We start from the raw sequence: 15095 nt of genomic DNA, 5'->3' as shown, positions 1-15095 counted from the left end.
GGCCGATGACCGACCGGGAGGTCTTCGTCGGCGGGGTGAACCGGGTCGTCCGCGAGGGCGGCCTGGTCCGGCGGCCGGCCGGGCCGTGGAGCCCGACCGTCCAGCGGCTGCTCGGGCACCTGCGGGCGGTGGGTTTCGCCGGGGCGCCGCGTCCGTACGGGCTGAGCGCGGACGGCACGGCGGAGTTGGTCGAGTACCTGCCCGGGACGGTCGGCCACGACTTCTCCGCGCCCGAACTCCACACCGAAGCCTCGCTGGTGGCCGCCGCGAGGCTACTGCGCGGGCTGCACGACGCCACCGCCGCCTTCGCCCGGCAGCCGGACGAGCTGTGGCAACTCCCGTCCCGGGAACCGGCGGAGGTGATCTGCCACGGGGACGCGGCCACCTACAACACCGTCTTCCGGGACGGACTCCCCACCGGGTTCATCGACTTCGACACCGCGCACCCCGGGCCTCGGCTCTGGGACGCCGCCTACACCGCGTACCGCTTCGTCCCGCTCTACGCGCCGGACGAGGTGGGGCTCAGCCTGCCGGTGGCGCAGGCGCAGCGGCGGCTGGCGCTGTTCACCGAGGCGTACGGATTGAGTGCGAGCGACAGTGCCGCCCTACCGGGCACCGCGGCGGCCCGGCTGCGGGCGCTGGTGGACTGGATGCGGGAGCAGGCCGGGGCCGGGCATCCGGCCTTCGCGCGGCATCTGGCCGAGGGGCACCACCACCGGTACCTGGCCGACGCGCGGTGGATCGAGGAGCGGTTCCGCTGAGCGCGAATGCCCGACTGGGGTGAAGCACCCGGCGGCGCGGCTGAGTTCGACGCCGCCGGGCGGTCCAGCGGTACGGTCCGGCTCAGGAGAAGACCACGGAGCGGACCTGCAGGCGCTCGGTGGCGCCGCCGCCGGGGCGGAGCAGGAACGAGGGCCCCTGGCAGTCGGCGCCGAGGTAGACCTGGGCGATGGAGCGGGTGCCGTTCTTGGGGGCGTAGGCGGCGTCCAGCTCGTCGGAGTCGGCGCCGGGAAGGTTGAGGCACTCACCGCTCGGCGGGTAGAAGAGCAGGCCGGGGTGCTCGTAGCCGTCGGCGTCGGCGTAGCTGTACCGGAACTCGCCGACGGCGGCCATGGCGGACCCGGGCAGGGAGACGGCGAGCGCGATGGCGGCGAAGGCGGCGACGGCGGCGTTACGGAGGCGCATGAGCGGGGTACCTCTCGGGGAAAGCGGTTGATCATTCTGGGTCGGTTCACCAGCGTAGAGAGGCCCGGATCCGGAGAAACGTTTCTCCCAACTCTCTTGGCGGTGCACCGAGTTGACGCCCGCTCGGCACCACGAAACCCCAGCTCAGCAGGGGTTCGGCGGCAGCCTGGCAGGCCACCGCCACCCGACTGCCGCCACTCCTTCGAGTGATCACCCGCATCTTCACCGCCGGCCCCGCGGACCGACGGTCCTCGGGCGGACCTCAGTAGAGGCCGGTCTCCAGCCCGTCCAGGGCGTGCGAGCAGACGCAGTCCCGCTCGGTCGGCAGGCTCTCCAGGGTCTTGAACAGCACGGTGCGCAGCCGGTCGACGTTCCGTCCGAAGACCGCCAGCACCTCGGCGTGGGTGACGCCCTCGCCGGCCTCCACCCCCGCGTCCAGATCGGTGACCAGCGCCAGCGAGGTGTAGCAGAGCCCCAGCTCCCGGGCCAGCACGGCCTCCGGGTGACCGGTCATGCCGACCACCGACCAGCCGTTGGCGCCGAACCAGCGGCTCTCCGCGCGGGTGGAGAACCGCGGGCCCTCGATCACCACCAGCGTGCCGCCGTCCACCGGCTCCCAGCCGCAGGACCGCGCGGCGGCGGTGGCCGCCCGGCGCCCGTCCGGGCAGTACGGGTCGGCCATCGAGACGTGCACCACCTCGGGCAGCCGCCCGTCCGGCAGCGGCAGCCCGTCGTAGTAGGTCTGGATCCGCCCGGTGGTCCGGTCCACGAACTGGTCCGGCACCAGCAGTGTGCCGGGCCCGTACTCCACCCGCAGCCCGCCCACCGCGCAGGGCCCGAGCACCTGGCGGACGCCCAGCGAGCGCAGCGCCCAGAGGTTGGCCCGGTAGTTGATCCGGTGGGGCGGCAGGCTGTGGCCCCGGCCGTGCCGGGGCAGGAAGGCGACCCGGCGACCGGCCACCTCGCCGACGAACAGCGAGTCGCTCGGCGCCCCGTACGGCGTCTGCACGGCAACCTCGGTGACGTCGTCGAGCAAGGCGTAGAGCCCCGAGCCGCCGATCACGCCGAGCTCGGCGCGGAGGCTGGGTGAGGTGGTGTCGGCCATGTGCACTGCCCCTTCGTTGACTTCCGTTCCCCGGCCTCAAGGCCGGAGATTCCTACCACGGTCGCCTGACCGTCTCGGTGGGTTCCTGCTTCTTCGCGCTGCGCCGGTGCGAGTACCGGTCTTACCTGCGCTCGACAGGCTGACACCGCCAGTCCGGCGGCCTTGGCTATGTTGACGGCGGCGTTGATGTCGCGATCGAGGACGGCCCCGCATGCTCCGCACGCCCACGCACGGACGTTGAGGGGCTTCGGGCCGTCCTTGACGCCGCACGCGGAGCACACCTGAGAGGTGGGCTCGAACCTGCCGATGCGCAGAAAGGTCCGCCCGTATCGGACGGCCTTGTACTCCAGCATCGTGACGAACTGCGACCACCCGGCATCGTGGATGCTCTTGGCCATGCGGGTTCGGGCGAGCCCCTTGACCGCCAGATCCTCAACGGCCACCGCTTGGTTCTCACGGATGACCTTCGTTGAGAGCTGGTGGTGGAACTCGCGCCGGGCATCAGCCACGGTCGCATGTGCCCGCGCCACCTCGGCACGGGCCTTCTCACGGTTCTTGCTGCCCTTGGCCTTGCGGCTCAGGGACTTCTGCTTCTTCTTCAACCGCTTCTCAGCACGGCGCAGGAAGCGGGGGCTGTCGATCTTCGTTCCGTCGGACAGGATCGCGAAGTGCGTCAGGCCCAGGTCGATCCCGGTCACGTGGTCCGTGTCGGGCATCCGCACAAGGTCGGCGGCGGGATCGGTCTCCACGATGAAACTCGCGAAGTACCGGCCCGCGCCGTCCTTGACCACGGTCACCGTGGACGGCACCGACGGCAGCGTGCGGGACCACCTAACCCGCACGTCGCCAATCTTCGGCAGCCACAGGCCTCCGCCCGGCGCGATCTTCCACCGGGCGTTCGCGGTAAAGCGGATCGCCTGCCGGGTGTCCTTCCGGCTCTTGAAGCGGGGAGGTCCCATCTTCGACCGCTTGCCCTTGAGGCTGGCGAAGAAGTTCTTGTAGGCGGTATCCAAGTCTCGGAGGGACTGCTGCAACACCACCGACGACACCTCACCGAGCCACGCCCGCCGGGGAGTCTCCTTCGACGCGGTGAGCCGCTTGGACAGCTCCGCCGACGTCACGAACGGCAACCCGGCGGCACGGGCGGTCTCGCGGGCGCGCAACGCGTCGTTGAAAGCCACTCGCGCACACCCGAACGCCCGTGCCAGTGCTGAACACTGCGGCCCGTTCGGGTACAAGCGGAAGCTGTACCTGAGCTGCACGATAATCACCGTACCGTGTTGGTCCATGGCTGAGTGTCAGAACTTCCGCACTGGTGACCAGGCTCGAAGAGGCCATGCGGACCTCTGCGCCGGCTTGGAAGTGGAGTTGGTCGGGTTCAACGGCGAGTACAACCGCGTCCACCTGTTGGTGGACTTCCCGTCGAAGGTCACCCTGCCCAAACTGGCTAACAGTCTCAAGGGCGCCAGCTCCCGGCGGATGCGCCAGGAGTACCCCGAGCTGGTCAAGGTCCGACCCACCAGCAACGTGGAACCACTCCAGCGGACGTGACCGCCTGATCCCTGTGGTGGGCACCGTCCACAGTGAGGGAGGGTGCCCACCACCCTACGAGGCGTCAGCCCGCCGCCCCAGCACGCGTCCTCCCCGTACGGAGCACCTGTCACCCTCCGAGGGACTACCGGCCGCCGAGGCCCGGGCCGACCGACCGTCGACTACCGGCTACCGCCCGCCGAGCGGCGGACCTTGAGCGCCCAGACCACCAGCGGTACCTGGAGCGGCAGGCGTCCGTACGCTACCGCGCGCTCGGCGGCGCTGCGGGTGCGCCAGTCGTGGGCCATCTTGAGGTTGCCGGGGAAGACGGCGGTGAACAGCGCCGCCGCCGCGAGTCCGCCGGTGCGGCGGGTCGCCGGGACGGCCACCGCAGCCGCGACGGCCAGTTCGGCCGCGCCGCTCAGGTGGGTCCAGAACCGGGGTCCGCCGGGCAGCTGCTCCGGCACCAGCGGGTCGAAGAACGCGGGCTTGGCGAAGTGCAGCACGCCGGCCGTGCCGAGCAGGGCGGCGAGGGCGAGCGGGGCGCGGTGCGCACGGGACACGGTGGTCTCCTCTACGGGCCGGGAGGCGCGGGAATGCCGGGCAGGAGGCGCGGGAACGCCGGGCGGGGAGGCGCGGGAACCTCCGCACCGGGGACGGGAGTCGGCAGGTCGGCGACCGCGTCGACGAGTCCGCCGCACGCCTCGGCCCGCCGCGAGCCTACTCGTCGGTAGCCTCGGTGGTACAGCTTTCTCGCCCGGCGGCTCCTCCCCGGCGTACAGTGGCCGCCTCAAGCCGGGGGGCTGTCGAGAGGTACGAGAACTGATGCGGCGGAGTACGAGCAGAGGATCCGGGCACCAGGCGCTGCACTGGCGGGTGCGGCCGGAGGCGCCGAGCGCGGCCGTCCTGGTGCTGCACGGGGGGCAGGAGACCAACGAGCGCAAGCCCGGGCCGCTCAACCTGCCCCGGCTGCGGATGTGCGGGTTCGTCCGGGCCGTGGCGCGGGAGACCGCGGGGGCGCAGATCGCCGTCGGCGAGGTCCGCTACCGGCACCGCGGGTGGAACGGCAGCCGGGCGGACGCCGCCCGGGACGCCGCCGCCGCGCTCAACGACCTGGCCGAGGAGCTCGGCCCGGTGCCCACCGTGCTGATCGGGCACTCGATGGGCGGCCGGGCCGCGCTGCGCGCCGCCGGGCACCCGAGCGTCACCGGTGTGGTGGCGCTCGCGCCCTGGTGTCCGGAGACCGACCCGGCCGGGCAGCTCGACGGGCGCACCCTGCTCACCCTGCACGGCGACCACGACCGGATCACCGACCCCAGGGCCACCCGACGGTTCGCCGCCGAGGCCCGGGCGGCCGGCGCCCACGTCGCCGGGTACACCGTGCACGGGGCAGACCACGCGCTGCTGCGCCGCTCCCGCGACTGGCACCGGGCCACCGCCCGGCTCACCGGCGGCCTGCTCGGCCTCCACCCCTACCCCGCCGAGGTGGCCGCCGCGCTCTCGCTGGCCCCGAGCTCCGCCGAGGGCCTCGACCTGCCGCTGCCGCACAGCTTCCCCGACTCCGCCGAGTTCCCCGACCCCGCCGGCTTCCCGAGTTCCTCCGTGCAGTGAACCGGCCTCGGGTAGCGTGCCCGACATGAGTGATCTTGTGGTTGACAGCTGGCCGCCCGCCCCGATCCGGACCGAACGACTGGTGCTGCGCCGGTCCGAGGCCCGCGACCGGGCGGCGGCCATCGAGCTCTTCGCCTCCCCCGAGGTCCGGACCTACCTCGGCGGGCCCGTCCCGCGCGAGGAGTTGGAACGCAATGTCCCCGAGGTGCCCGGCAACCGGCCCGGCTTCTTCGTGGTCGAGCTGGCCGGCGAGACGATCGGCACCGTCACCCTCGACCGCCCGGACGCCGGACGCCTCGGCCGCCTCACCCCGGCGGGTCAGGAGGCCGAGCTCGGCTACGTCTTCCTCCCCACCGCCTGGGGCCGGGGCTACGCGGCCGAGGCCTGCGCGGCGGCGCTCGACTGGTTCGTCGGCGCGCTGCCCGGGGAGCCGGTGGTGCTCTGCACCCAGACCGCCAACGAGCCCTCGATGCGGCTCGCGGCCAAGCTCGGCTTCACGGAGGTCGAGCGGTTCGAGGAGTACGGCGCCGAGCAGTGGTTCGGCGCCTGGCACCCGCCCGTCGCCTGAGCCCCGGCCACACCTCGCACCCGCCCGTCACCTGAGCCCAATCCACGGGCCGCCCCCGCCCGCGCGAAGATCACCGGCCCTGCCGGTGGGCGCCCGAACCACCTGTGGCAGGCTGACGCCCTGCACATCCGTGCGGGCCGCCCAGCCCGCGCGGGCACCACGGGGGACTCGGGGGAATCACCGGTATGGACCCACGCAACTCGGGCGGCCAGGACCGTCGCCCACCGGGTCGGCGGCACTGGCACCGCCCGCTGTCGGCCGCCCTCGCGGTGGGCGCCCTGGCGCTCGCCGCGCTCGCGCTGCGGCCGGCTGACGGACCGCCGGCCTGGCACGCGGGCGGGCCGCTCGGCGAACAGGGCGGGCTGACCGCGCTGCTGGCGCTCGGAGCCGCCCTCGGCGGAGCCGTGCTGATCACCCGGCACCGGGCCCGGCGGCGGGACGAGCCCGGCACCCACCCGGCCGTCGAACGGCTCGTCACCGCCGTCGGGGTGCTGCTGCCGATGGCCACCGTGCTGCTGCCCCTCACCCTGCTCCTGCTGCCGGGCAGGCCCCACCCCCTGCGGGAGCCCGCGCCCGAGCCCAGCCCGAGCGACCCGCTGCCGCCGCCCAGCGGCCCGCCGACCACGCCGCCACCGCCGACCCACCCGCCGGCCCCCACCGAGACCCACCACTCGGCCGGCCCGCTGCTCGGGATCATCGCGCTCACCCTGGTCGCGATCGCCGCCGTGGTCGGCCTGGTACTGCTGTACCGCCACTACGGCCACCTGCTCCGGCGCCGCGCCGCCACCGCGCCGGGCCTCTTCGACTCGCCGCCGGAGGAGCCGGACCAGGCCCTGGCCGAGGCCGTCGACTCCGGCCGCCGCGCCCTGCACGGCGAGGACGTCCGGACGGCGGTGATCGCCTGCTACGCGGCGATGGAGCTCTCGCTGGCCGACTCCGGCGTACCCGGCCGCGCCTCCGACAGCCCCTCCGACCTGCTGGCCCGGGCCGCCGCCGACGGCCGCCTCGCCGGTGAAGCCCCGCAGGCCCTGGCCGAACTCTTCCGCGAGGCCCGCTACTCCACCCACCCCATGACCCCCCACCACCTCGACCGGGCCCGCGCCGCCCTCGACACCATCGCCGCCCAACTGGCCGCCGCGGCCGCCGAAGCCCCCGAGGAGGTGGCGAGCCGATGAAGCCCCTGCTCCTCGTGCTGCTGCTGGTCGCCGCCGTCGTCGAGGTGGCCCTCGCCCTGGTCGGCGGTCCGGCCACGGCGGTCGCCGGGGCCGGGCTGCTGACGGCCGTCGGTCTGATCACCGCCCGGTACGTGACCGGGTTCGCCTCGCAGGACAGCGGCCTCCGGCTGGCCGTCCGCACCCTCGACTCCCGCCGGCCCGGGCTCGGCGACTGGCAGCGGGTGGTCGAGGACAGCCTCACCGCACGCGGCGAGCAGGGCCCGCTGCTGATCCCCCGCCTGCAACGGCTGTACGCCGCCCGGCTGGCCGAGCGGCACGCGGTCTCGCTGTACGAGCAGCCGGAGCGTGCCGCCGCCCTGGTGCCGCCCGAGGTCTGGGCCCTGATCGCCCCGGGCACCACCCCGCCGCTGCCGATCCCACCCGTCACCCTGCGCGCGGCCGTCGCCGGTCTGCACGCGCTCTGAGCCTTCCCGCACGCCCTCTGAACCTCCCTGCCCGGGTCGCAGCCGCACGCACCGCGGTCGCACGCCCTGCGGCTGCCGCCGCCTCCACCGCTTCCGAGGAGTACCCGTGACCACCACCCACCCCGCCCCGGCCCTGACCCCGCAGCAGGCCGGCGACCGCGCCCGGCAGGTGCTCGACGAGGTCGGCCGCGCCGTGGTCGGCAAGCCCGAGGCGCTCGAACTGGTCATGCTCGGCGTGCTGGCCGGCGGCCACGTGCTGATCGAGGACCTGCCGGGGCTCGGCAAGACCCTGCTCGCCCGGTCCTTCGCCACCGCGCTCGGGCTCGACTTCCAGCGCATCCAGTTCACCCCGGACCTGCTGCCCTCGGACGTCGCCGGCGCGCCGTTCTACGACCAGCGCACCGGCGAGATGGTCTTCCGCCCCGGCCCGGTCTTCACCCACCTGCTGCTCGCCGACGAGATCAACCGCACGCCCCCGAAGACCCAGGCGGCCCTGCTGGAGGCGATGGCCGAGGCCCAGGTGTCGGTGGACGGCGTCACCCGCCGCCTGCCCGAGCCCTTCGTGGTGATCGCCACCGCCAACCCGATCGAGTACGAGGGCACCTACAGCCTTCCGGAGGCGCAGCTGGACCGCTTCCTGCTCCGGGTGCGGATGGGCTACCTGCCGGTGCCGCAGGAGGCGGCGATGCTCCGGGCCCGGATCGCCCGGGCGGCGCCGGAGGCGGCGCTGGCCCGGCTGACCGACCCGGTCGAGGTGGTGGCCATGCGGTCCGCGCTGGAGCGGGTCGAGGTGGACGACGCGCTGGTGGACTACGTGGTCGCGCTGGTGGACGCCACCCGCTCGCACCCGCAGATCCAGGTCGGCGCGTCGCCGCGCGGCGGGCTGGCCCTGCTCCAACTGGCCCGGGCCCGGGCCGTGCTGGCGGGCCGTGACTACCTGGTGCCGGAGGACGTGAAGGCGCTGGCGGTGCCCGCGCTGGCGCACCGGGTGACGCTGCGGCCGGAGCTCTGGGTGCGGCAGATCAACGCCGACGAGGTGATCGCGGCCCTGGTGGACACCGTCCCGGCCCCGGCCACCGCGCCCGGCTCCCCGGCTGCCGCCCCGGCCACCGCCCCGGCCGCCACCGCCGCCGCCGCGCGGTCATGACCGGCCGTCCGCCCGCCGCCCGCGTGCTCGGCCACCCCGGCGGTGCGCCGGTGGCGCTCAGCCGGCCGAGCGCTCCGCCGCCGCCCGTCTGGCGGGCCACCGAGCGGGCGCTGCGGCTGCTCACCGTCACCGCCGTGGCGGCCGCCGCCGCGCTGCTCACCGGCAACGGCCGGCTGCTCGCGCTGGCGGCCGGTCCGCTGGTGCTGCTGGTGCTGGCCGCCGCCGGCCGCAGCCGGCCGACCCGGCTGACGGCCTCGGCCGAGGTGGACCAGCGGCGCTGCTTCGAGGACGAGACGGTCACCGTGCGAGTCCGGCTCACCTTCGACGGCACGGCGAGCTGGATCGACCCGGCCCTGCACCCGGGGCCCGGCCTGGCGCTGGCCGACCTCACGGTGACCGGTCCGCTGGTGGAACTCAGGCTGACCGCCACCCGCTGGGGCCGGTGGACGCTGGGCCCGTTGGACCTCGACCTGTACGACCGGGCCGGGCTGGCCCGGCGCACGCTGCGGGTGGAGCTGGGCCAGATCGAGGTCTTCCCCTCCCCCGCCCGCTCCACCCTGACCCCGATCCCGGTCCGGCTGCCCGAGCACCTGGGTGAGCACACCTCACGTCAGCGCGGCGAGGGTCTGGAGGTGCAGGGCGTCCGTCCGCACGTCTGGGGCGAGCGGCAGCGGCGGATCCACTGGCCCTCCACCACCCGCCGGGGCAGCGTGCAGATCACCCAGTTCGCGGCCGAACGCGCCGCCGACACCGTGGTGTTGATCGACGCGCTGAGCGACTACGCGGACCCGGCCACCGGCCGGTCCAGCCTGGACGAGACGGTGCGCACCGCGAGCGGCATCGTCCGCGCGTACCTGCGCAGCCACGACCGGGTCGGCGTGGTCTCGATCGGCGGCACCACCCGCTGGCTGACCCCGGCCACCGGGGCCGGGTACTTCTACCGGCTGATCGAGACGGTGCTCGACGTCCGGAGCGATCTCGGGTACGAGGTACCGGACTTGGCGCGGCTGCCGCGTCCGGTGATCCCGGCCGGCGCCCTGGTCTACGCGGTGACCTCGCTGACCGACCAGCGGATGCTCGACGTGCTGCGCGACCTGAGCCGCCGGGGCTGCGCGGTCGTGGTGGTCGAGATCCCGATCGGCGACCCGGTGCCCGAGGAGGGCTCCGCCGCCCGCCGGGCGGCCGGCGAACTGGCTTTGGAGTTCTGGAAGTTCGACCGCGAGGCGATGCGGTACGCGCTCCGCGTCAAGGGCCTGCCGGTGCTCGCCGCCCAGCCGGGCGAGAGCCTCGACCTGGCGCTGGCCCCACTGCTGCGCAGCCGCATCCAGGGACGGATCTGATGCCCCCTCACGTTCCCGCCGCCCCGGAGGGCACCCCCGCCATGCCGCACCCCACCACGACCGAGCCCGCCATGACCGAGCCAGCCCCGGACACCATCGCCGAACCCGCGGGCGAGGTCCCCGCGTTCGGCCGTCCGGTGGCCCTGGCCCTCGCCCTGGCGGCGGCCGATCCGAGCCTGCTCGCCACCACGCCCCGGCTCGGGGTCACCCTGGCCCTGCCGGCCCTGGCCCTGGCCTGGTGGGCCGGCCCGGTGACGGTCGGGCGGCCGGTCCGGCACTCGGCCCGCTGGCCGGCCATGCTGGCCCGGCACCGGAACACCGCCTTCGCGGCGGGGGCCGTGATCCTCACCGCGCTCACCGCCCCGCCGGTCTGGGTGCTGGCCTGCGTGGCGGCGCTGCTGCTCGGCTACCTGCTGCTGGTGGACGCGGTGGCCGCCGGCCCGGCCGGGCTGCTCCAGTGGCGGTCCCACGGCGTGGTGGCCGCCGCGTACGGCGCCGCCGCCCTGGTGCTCGCCGCCGGCTCGGCGCCGCTGACCGGCGTCAGCTGGGGCCCGGCGCTCGCCGCCCTCGCCGTGCTCGGCGCGGCCGCCGTGGCCGGCCTGGCCCTCTGGTCCCGGGGCGGCCGCCCCACTCGCTAGCCCGTCCCGGTGACCCGCAGACGCCGAAGGCCGCGCCCTCCCCGAGGGGAGGGCGCGGCCTTCCGTCTCACTCCGCTCAGCGGCCCGGGCGGGTCAGCAGCAGCTCGGTGTTGTGGTCGCCGGCGCCGCCCATCAGCTGGACCGGGCGGCCGTTGGGGTCGTTGAAGGAGAGCTCGCGGTAGAGCGCGGCGAGACCGGCGTCGGAGGTGTCGCCGAAGTCGGTGGTGTAGCCGGCGTTGGACTCGATCAGCGTGGTGAAGAGGGAGATCGTGCCGTCGCCGTTGTCGGCCACCTCGATCACCCGGGCGTGCTGCGGGAAGTCGATGTGCGAGGCGGTGTTGATCTCCCAGAAGGCGCGCTCGGGCACCGCGTGGCCGTGCGGGGTGATCTGGTTGCGGTGGGTGTGGCCGTTCACCCAGGCCACCACGTTCGGGTAGCGCTGGAGCAGGGCGACCAGCTCGGCGCCGGTGTGGCGGCCGTCGAAGAGGTGGTACGGGTCGGGCAGGGTGTTGCCCATGCTGGTGCTGGTGTGGTGGCTGAAGATGACGATCAGCTGGTCGGCGGTGCCGCCGCGCACCAGGTTGCCGTTCTTGTCGTAGTACCGGCTGCTGTTGGAACGCAGCACGGACTCCAGCCAGTTGAGCTGCTCGGTGCCGATCGAGCCGTCCGCCCAGCCGGCCCGGTTGGTGGTGTCCAGGCTGATGCCGAGCACGCCGGGAGCGATCTGGGCGGTGTAGTAGAGCTTGCCGCTGGCGGCCGAGTCCGAGGTGAAGCCGTGGCCGAACGGGCCCGGGCCGGTGTAGGCCGGGTCGAGGTGGGCCTTGGCGAACTCGGTCGGGCTGAAGGGCGCGCGGCGGGCGTCCGGGGTGACCTTGCGGACCAGGCCGCTATTGGCCATCAGCAGCATGAACTGCCAGGCGGCGCCGACCGGGTCGGTCTTCAGCTTGTCGGCCAGTTTGGCGGCGTCCGCGTCGTCCAGGCCCTCGATCTTGCGGTCGCCGGTGTAGAGCGAGCGCTGGAAGCCGAGGTCGGGCAGCGTGCCGGAGATGCTGTCGTCGTGGTTGCCGACCGTGGTGTACCAGGGGGTGTCCAGGCCGGGCGCCTGGAACGGGCGGGCGGAGGCGGCCAGGAAGCCGGGTATCTGCGGGAAGCCCTTGGCCTTGTAGTCGTCCTGGAAGGCGAGCTCGGGGTTCCAGTAGCCGGCGTTGCCGGAGTCCTGCACGCCCTCGTAGCGGGTCACGTCGCCCGTGCTCGGGGTGATCCGGCCGCCGCTCATCACCGAGAGGTACCAGTCGAGCTCGATCTGCTCGTGGTTGTCGGTGTTGTCGCCGGTGGCCATCACCATCGAGAACGGCAGGCCGGTGTACGGGCCGTTGGCCACCGCGTTGACCCGCTCGACCAGGGCAGACGCGCCGCGCACGGTGAGCAGCTCCTGCGGGCGGTAGGCGCTGCCGTTGTAGCGGGCCAGGTACTCGAAGCGCACCGGCGACTCGGTGTCGGCCAGGTGCAGGTCGGTGAACTGGACGAAGCTGGCCAGGCCGGTGCGGCGGTCGTCGCGGCCGGCGCTGGCGGCGGCCAGCTCGGTACGGACCACCAGCGGCCAGCCGGGGCCCGCCTGCAGGCGCTGGTAACCCGTGCCGGTACCGGCGGCGGCCTGCTCCAGGGTGGTGCCGCCCACGCTGACGGCGCGGCGGGCGGTCAGGGCGAGCTGCTGGTCGAGCGCGGCGGCCCGGCCGGCCCCGAGGCCGAGACCGGCGGCGGCTGCAGCCACGGCGGAGGCTCCGGTGACGAACTTTCGCCTGCTGACTGCGGACATGCTTTTCTCCCCGGGGTGGGCCGGCTCCCGACGGTCTCGTACCGACGGGTAACTCGCGTGACGCAGCATGCTAGCCCGGCGTGGCCGCGATCTGAACAGCAGTCGGCGGCCCGATGGTGCACCGGGGACGACTGGTGCCTGACAGACCGTCGGTCTGCCCTGATTCGCCGGGAATCTGCCGCCATCCCCGCCTCAGGCCACGCCCCGGATCCGGTGCACCAGCCCGGCGGCGAGCAGCGTGACCAGCGCCGTCACCAGGTAGAGCCCGAGGTAGCCACCCAGGTGCGCGACCACCGGGGCGGCCACCGCCGGGGCGAGCACCTGGGGGCCGGAGTTGGCGATGTTGATCACCCCGAGGTCCTTGGCCCGGTCGGCGGCGGCCGGCAGCACCTGGGTCACCAGCGCCTGGTCCACCGCCAGGTAGACGCCGAACCCGGCCCCGAGCACGGCGGCGGCCACCACCGTGGCCGGCCAGCTGTGCAGGAACGCCAGCAGCAGCGCGGCCACCGCCATCACCGCGCAGGAGAGCACCACCAGGGCGCGCCGCCGCCCGGTCCGGTCCGAGACCACTCCGGCGGGGATCGCGGTGAGCAGCGCCGCGAGGGTGTAGACGGCGGTGAGGATCAGCACGCCGGTGTCGGGCTCGGGGTAGTGCACGGCGTCGGTGAGGTAGTAGAGCAGGTAGAGGGTGCCGATGGCGTTGCCCAGGTTGATCAGGAACCGGGTCAGGAAGGCCCACCCGAAGTCCGGGTACCGCCGGGGGCTGACCCAGTAGCCCGCCGCGAGCGCCCGCCAGTCCAGCGGTGCCCGCAGCTCGCGGGGCAGCACCGGCTCGCGGTGGCGCAGCACGTACGGCAGCGCGAGCGCCACGGTGAGCGCGGCGGTCAGCGCGTAGCCGGGCAGGATGCCGCTGACCACCACGGTGACCAGCAGCGCGCCGACCACCAGGCCGAGCGACTGGCTGATGCCCGTCCAGCCGGAGACCACCGCCCGTTGCGCGACCGGCACTTGGTCGGCCACCGGGGCGGTGACCCCGGCCAGCATGGCGTTGAGCCCGAGCTGGGCGAGCGCCCAGCCGAGGGCGAGGCCCACCAGGGTGTGCTGCGCGGCGGTGAGCAGCAGCCCGGCGGCGCCGAGCAGCGCGCCGCCCAGGATCCACGGGCGGCGGCGGCCGTAGCGCGAGGTGGTGCGGTCCGAGAGCGCCCCGGCCAGCGGGTTGGCCAGCATCGCCACGAACGCCCCGAGGCCGGTCACCCAGGCGAGCAGCCCGGCCTTGTGCGCGGCGTCCAGCTGCTCCAGCTGGAGCGGCAGCAGGATCTGGATAGGGGTGAAGAACCCCATGAACACGGCGAGCGAGGCCAGGCTGAGCGAGGCCGTCCACCCCGCGCCCACCCGTGCGGTCGGCTCCTCCAGCGCGCGGTGCGCCACGGTCACGCCCCCTTCGGCCGGTGGCCCCCGGGCGACCGGCGAGCCACAGAACATGAGACAGGCTCATGTCCGGCCGACTATAGGGGCCGCACCGGGCCCTGCCAAGATCCCGGACGGCACCCGCGCTCCGACCTTCGACTCAGTCGGCCGCCACCACCTCGGCGGGCGCCCGGCCCGCCGGTGCGGCCGCCGCGCGGGCCTCGGCGGCGGCCCGGATCTGCGAGTCGCCGCAGGCCCAGACCATCAGCCGGCCAGCCACCCGGGCCACCGGCCGGTCCCAGGCCTCGCGCACCGACCGGGGCCGCCGGATGCCGAGTTCGGCCCGCGCCCAGTCGGGCAGCATGCCCACCGAGGCATTGGTCAGCAGATGGACGACGGCCCGCTCCCGAGCACTGCGGCCGAACCCGCGCAGCAGCTCGACCACCTCCAACGCGGCCGGGGTGGCGCGGAGTTCGGGACGGATCTCGGCCAGATAGGCCAGCACCTCGGCCCGCGAGTGCGGCGCCCCGGTGGCACCGAGCCGCTCGGCGATCACCGCCACCTCGTCCAGGTAGGCGTCGCTCTCGGCGCCGGTCAGCGGCCGGTCCGCGAACATCTGATGACCCGTCAGGAAGCAGTACACCTCGGCGGTGTGCACCCAGGTGAGCAGCGCCGGGTCGTCGGCCCGGTACGGGCGGCCGTCCGGGGCGGTGCCCCGGATCCGCGGGTGGATCCGCCGGACCGCCTCGATCGCCCGCTCGGCCGCCTCGGTCGAGCCGAGGGTCGTGGTGGAGACGAACCGCGCCGTCCGGTTGAGCCGCCCGGTCGGGTCCTCCCGAAAGTCGGAGTAGGCGTCCACCCCGGCCATCGCCAAGGGGTGCAGCGACTGCAGCAGCAGCGCCGCGAACCCGCCCGCGAGCATCCCGGCCGGGTGTCCGTGCACCCGCCACACCACGCTCCGCGGCCCGAACAGCCCCGGATCACCGGCCGGCCGGTCGTACCGCTCCAGGTGCAGGTCGTCCCCGTGCACCGTCGAGTTGATCTCCGCCAACAGCCTGGCCCGCAGCGCGGCCACCGGCCCCCGCCACCCGTCCGCCGCCGCCATGCCC

16 protein-coding genes are annotated in these 15095 nt (G+C 74.4%); 9 read left to right on the top strand and 7 right to left on the bottom strand.

What is annotated here, in order from left to right; translation table 11 throughout:
* Positions 1-5 precede the first annotated feature (5 nt).
* A complete protein-coding gene (locus tag CFP65_RS37795; protein WP_104820401.1) occupies positions 6-761 on the top strand; it encodes an aminoglycoside phosphotransferase family protein in 756 nt (251 codons plus the stop codon).
* Between the two features lie 82 nt (positions 762-843).
* Here the strand turns inward: CFP65_RS37795 and CFP65_RS37790 are convergent, their stop codons facing one another.
* From CFP65_RS37790 to CFP65_RS37780, 3 genes are all read right to left on the bottom strand, one after another.
* Positions 844-1185: a hypothetical protein gene (locus tag CFP65_RS37790; RefSeq protein ID WP_168219655.1), complete on the bottom strand. Its 342-nt coding sequence runs from the start codon at positions 1183-1185 to the stop codon at positions 844-846.
* A gap of 262 nt (positions 1186-1447) precedes the next feature.
* Positions 1448-2290, bottom strand: coding sequence for an S-methyl-5'-thioadenosine phosphorylase (locus CFP65_RS37785; protein ID WP_104820400.1), 843 nt, complete (start codon positions 2288-2290; stop codon positions 1448-1450).
* Entirely contained in the window at positions 2245-3552 is a 1308-nt protein-coding gene (locus CFP65_RS37780; RefSeq protein ID WP_254552779.1) for a transposase, read from the bottom strand. The genes CFP65_RS37785 and CFP65_RS37780 overlap by 46 nt, the downstream gene beginning before the upstream one ends.
* Positions 3553-3577: 25 nt before the next feature.
* Here CFP65_RS37780 and CFP65_RS41680 point away from each other — a divergent pair, with 25 nt between their 5' ends.
* The gene (locus tag CFP65_RS41680; RefSeq protein WP_254552778.1) at positions 3578-3841 is read left to right on the top strand and encodes a transposase; all 264 of its coding nucleotides are present in this window, start codon (positions 3578-3580) and stop codon (positions 3839-3841) included.
* A 161-nt stretch (positions 3842-4002) separates the two neighbouring features.
* On the opposite strand, the gene CFP65_RS37770 is transcribed toward CFP65_RS41680, so the two are convergent.
* Entirely contained in the window at positions 4003-4383 is a 381-nt protein-coding gene (locus CFP65_RS37770) for a hypothetical protein (protein WP_104820399.1), read from the bottom strand.
* A 262-nt stretch (positions 4384-4645) separates the two neighbouring features.
* Here CFP65_RS37770 and CFP65_RS37765 point away from each other — a divergent pair, with 262 nt between their 5' ends.
* The 7 genes from CFP65_RS37765 to CFP65_RS37735 all read left to right on the top strand — a co-directional run bounded on the left by CFP65_RS37765 (position 4646) and on the right by CFP65_RS37735 (position 10763).
* A complete protein-coding gene (locus tag CFP65_RS37765) occupies positions 4646-5431 on the top strand; it encodes an alpha/beta hydrolase (protein WP_158702572.1) in 786 nt (261 codons plus the stop codon).
* Between the two features lie 25 nt (positions 5432-5456).
* Complete coding sequence (locus tag CFP65_RS37760) at positions 5457-5999, top strand: GNAT family N-acetyltransferase (RefSeq protein WP_104820398.1); 543 nt, start codon at positions 5457-5459, stop codon at positions 5997-5999.
* A gap of 185 nt (positions 6000-6184) precedes the next feature.
* Entirely contained in the window at positions 6185-7174 is a 990-nt protein-coding gene (locus CFP65_RS42305; protein WP_104820397.1) for a DUF4129 domain-containing protein, read from the top strand.
* Positions 7171-7638: a hypothetical protein gene (locus tag CFP65_RS37750; RefSeq protein WP_104820396.1), complete on the top strand. Its 468-nt coding sequence runs from the start codon at positions 7171-7173 to the stop codon at positions 7636-7638. The genes CFP65_RS42305 and CFP65_RS37750 overlap by 4 nt, the downstream gene beginning before the upstream one ends.
* Before the next feature lie 106 nt (positions 7639-7744).
* Entirely contained in the window at positions 7745-8785 is a 1041-nt protein-coding gene (locus tag CFP65_RS37745; RefSeq protein WP_174805609.1) for a MoxR family ATPase, read from the top strand.
* Positions 8782-10125, top strand: coding sequence for a DUF58 domain-containing protein (locus CFP65_RS37740; protein ID WP_104820395.1), 1344 nt, complete (start codon positions 8782-8784; stop codon positions 10123-10125). Before CFP65_RS37745 ends, CFP65_RS37740 begins: the two co-directional genes overlap by 4 nt.
* Positions 10125-10763, top strand: a complete 639-nt coding sequence (locus tag CFP65_RS37735) for a hypothetical protein (protein ID WP_158702571.1) — start codon at positions 10125-10127, stop codon at positions 10761-10763. Before CFP65_RS37740 ends, CFP65_RS37735 begins: the two co-directional genes overlap by 1 nt.
* Positions 10764-10839: 76 nt before the next feature.
* Here the strand turns inward: CFP65_RS37735 and CFP65_RS37730 are convergent, their stop codons facing one another.
* The 3 genes from CFP65_RS37730 to CFP65_RS37720 form a co-directional block, all read right to left on the bottom strand.
* Entirely contained in the window at positions 10840-12579 is a 1740-nt protein-coding gene (locus CFP65_RS37730; protein WP_104820393.1) for a TIGR03767 family metallophosphoesterase, read from the bottom strand.
* A 192-nt stretch (positions 12580-12771) separates the two neighbouring features.
* Positions 12772-14013, bottom strand: a complete 1242-nt coding sequence (locus tag CFP65_RS37725; protein WP_254552777.1) for an MFS transporter — start codon at positions 14011-14013, stop codon at positions 12772-12774.
* 133 nt (positions 14014-14146) lie between these two features.
* Positions 14147-15091 carry an oxygenase MpaB family protein gene (locus tag CFP65_RS37720; protein WP_104820391.1) on the bottom strand — a complete coding sequence of 315 codons (945 nt, stop codon included), beginning with the start codon at positions 15089-15091 and terminating at the stop codon, positions 14147-14149.
* Positions 15092-15095 lie beyond the last annotated feature (4 nt).

It is taken from the genome of Kitasatospora sp. MMS16-BH015 (assembly GCF_002943525.1).
Taxonomy (GTDB): Bacteria; Actinomycetota; Actinomycetes; order Streptomycetales; family Streptomycetaceae; genus Kitasatospora.
This window is presented reverse-complemented; position numbering and strand designations above follow the sequence as displayed.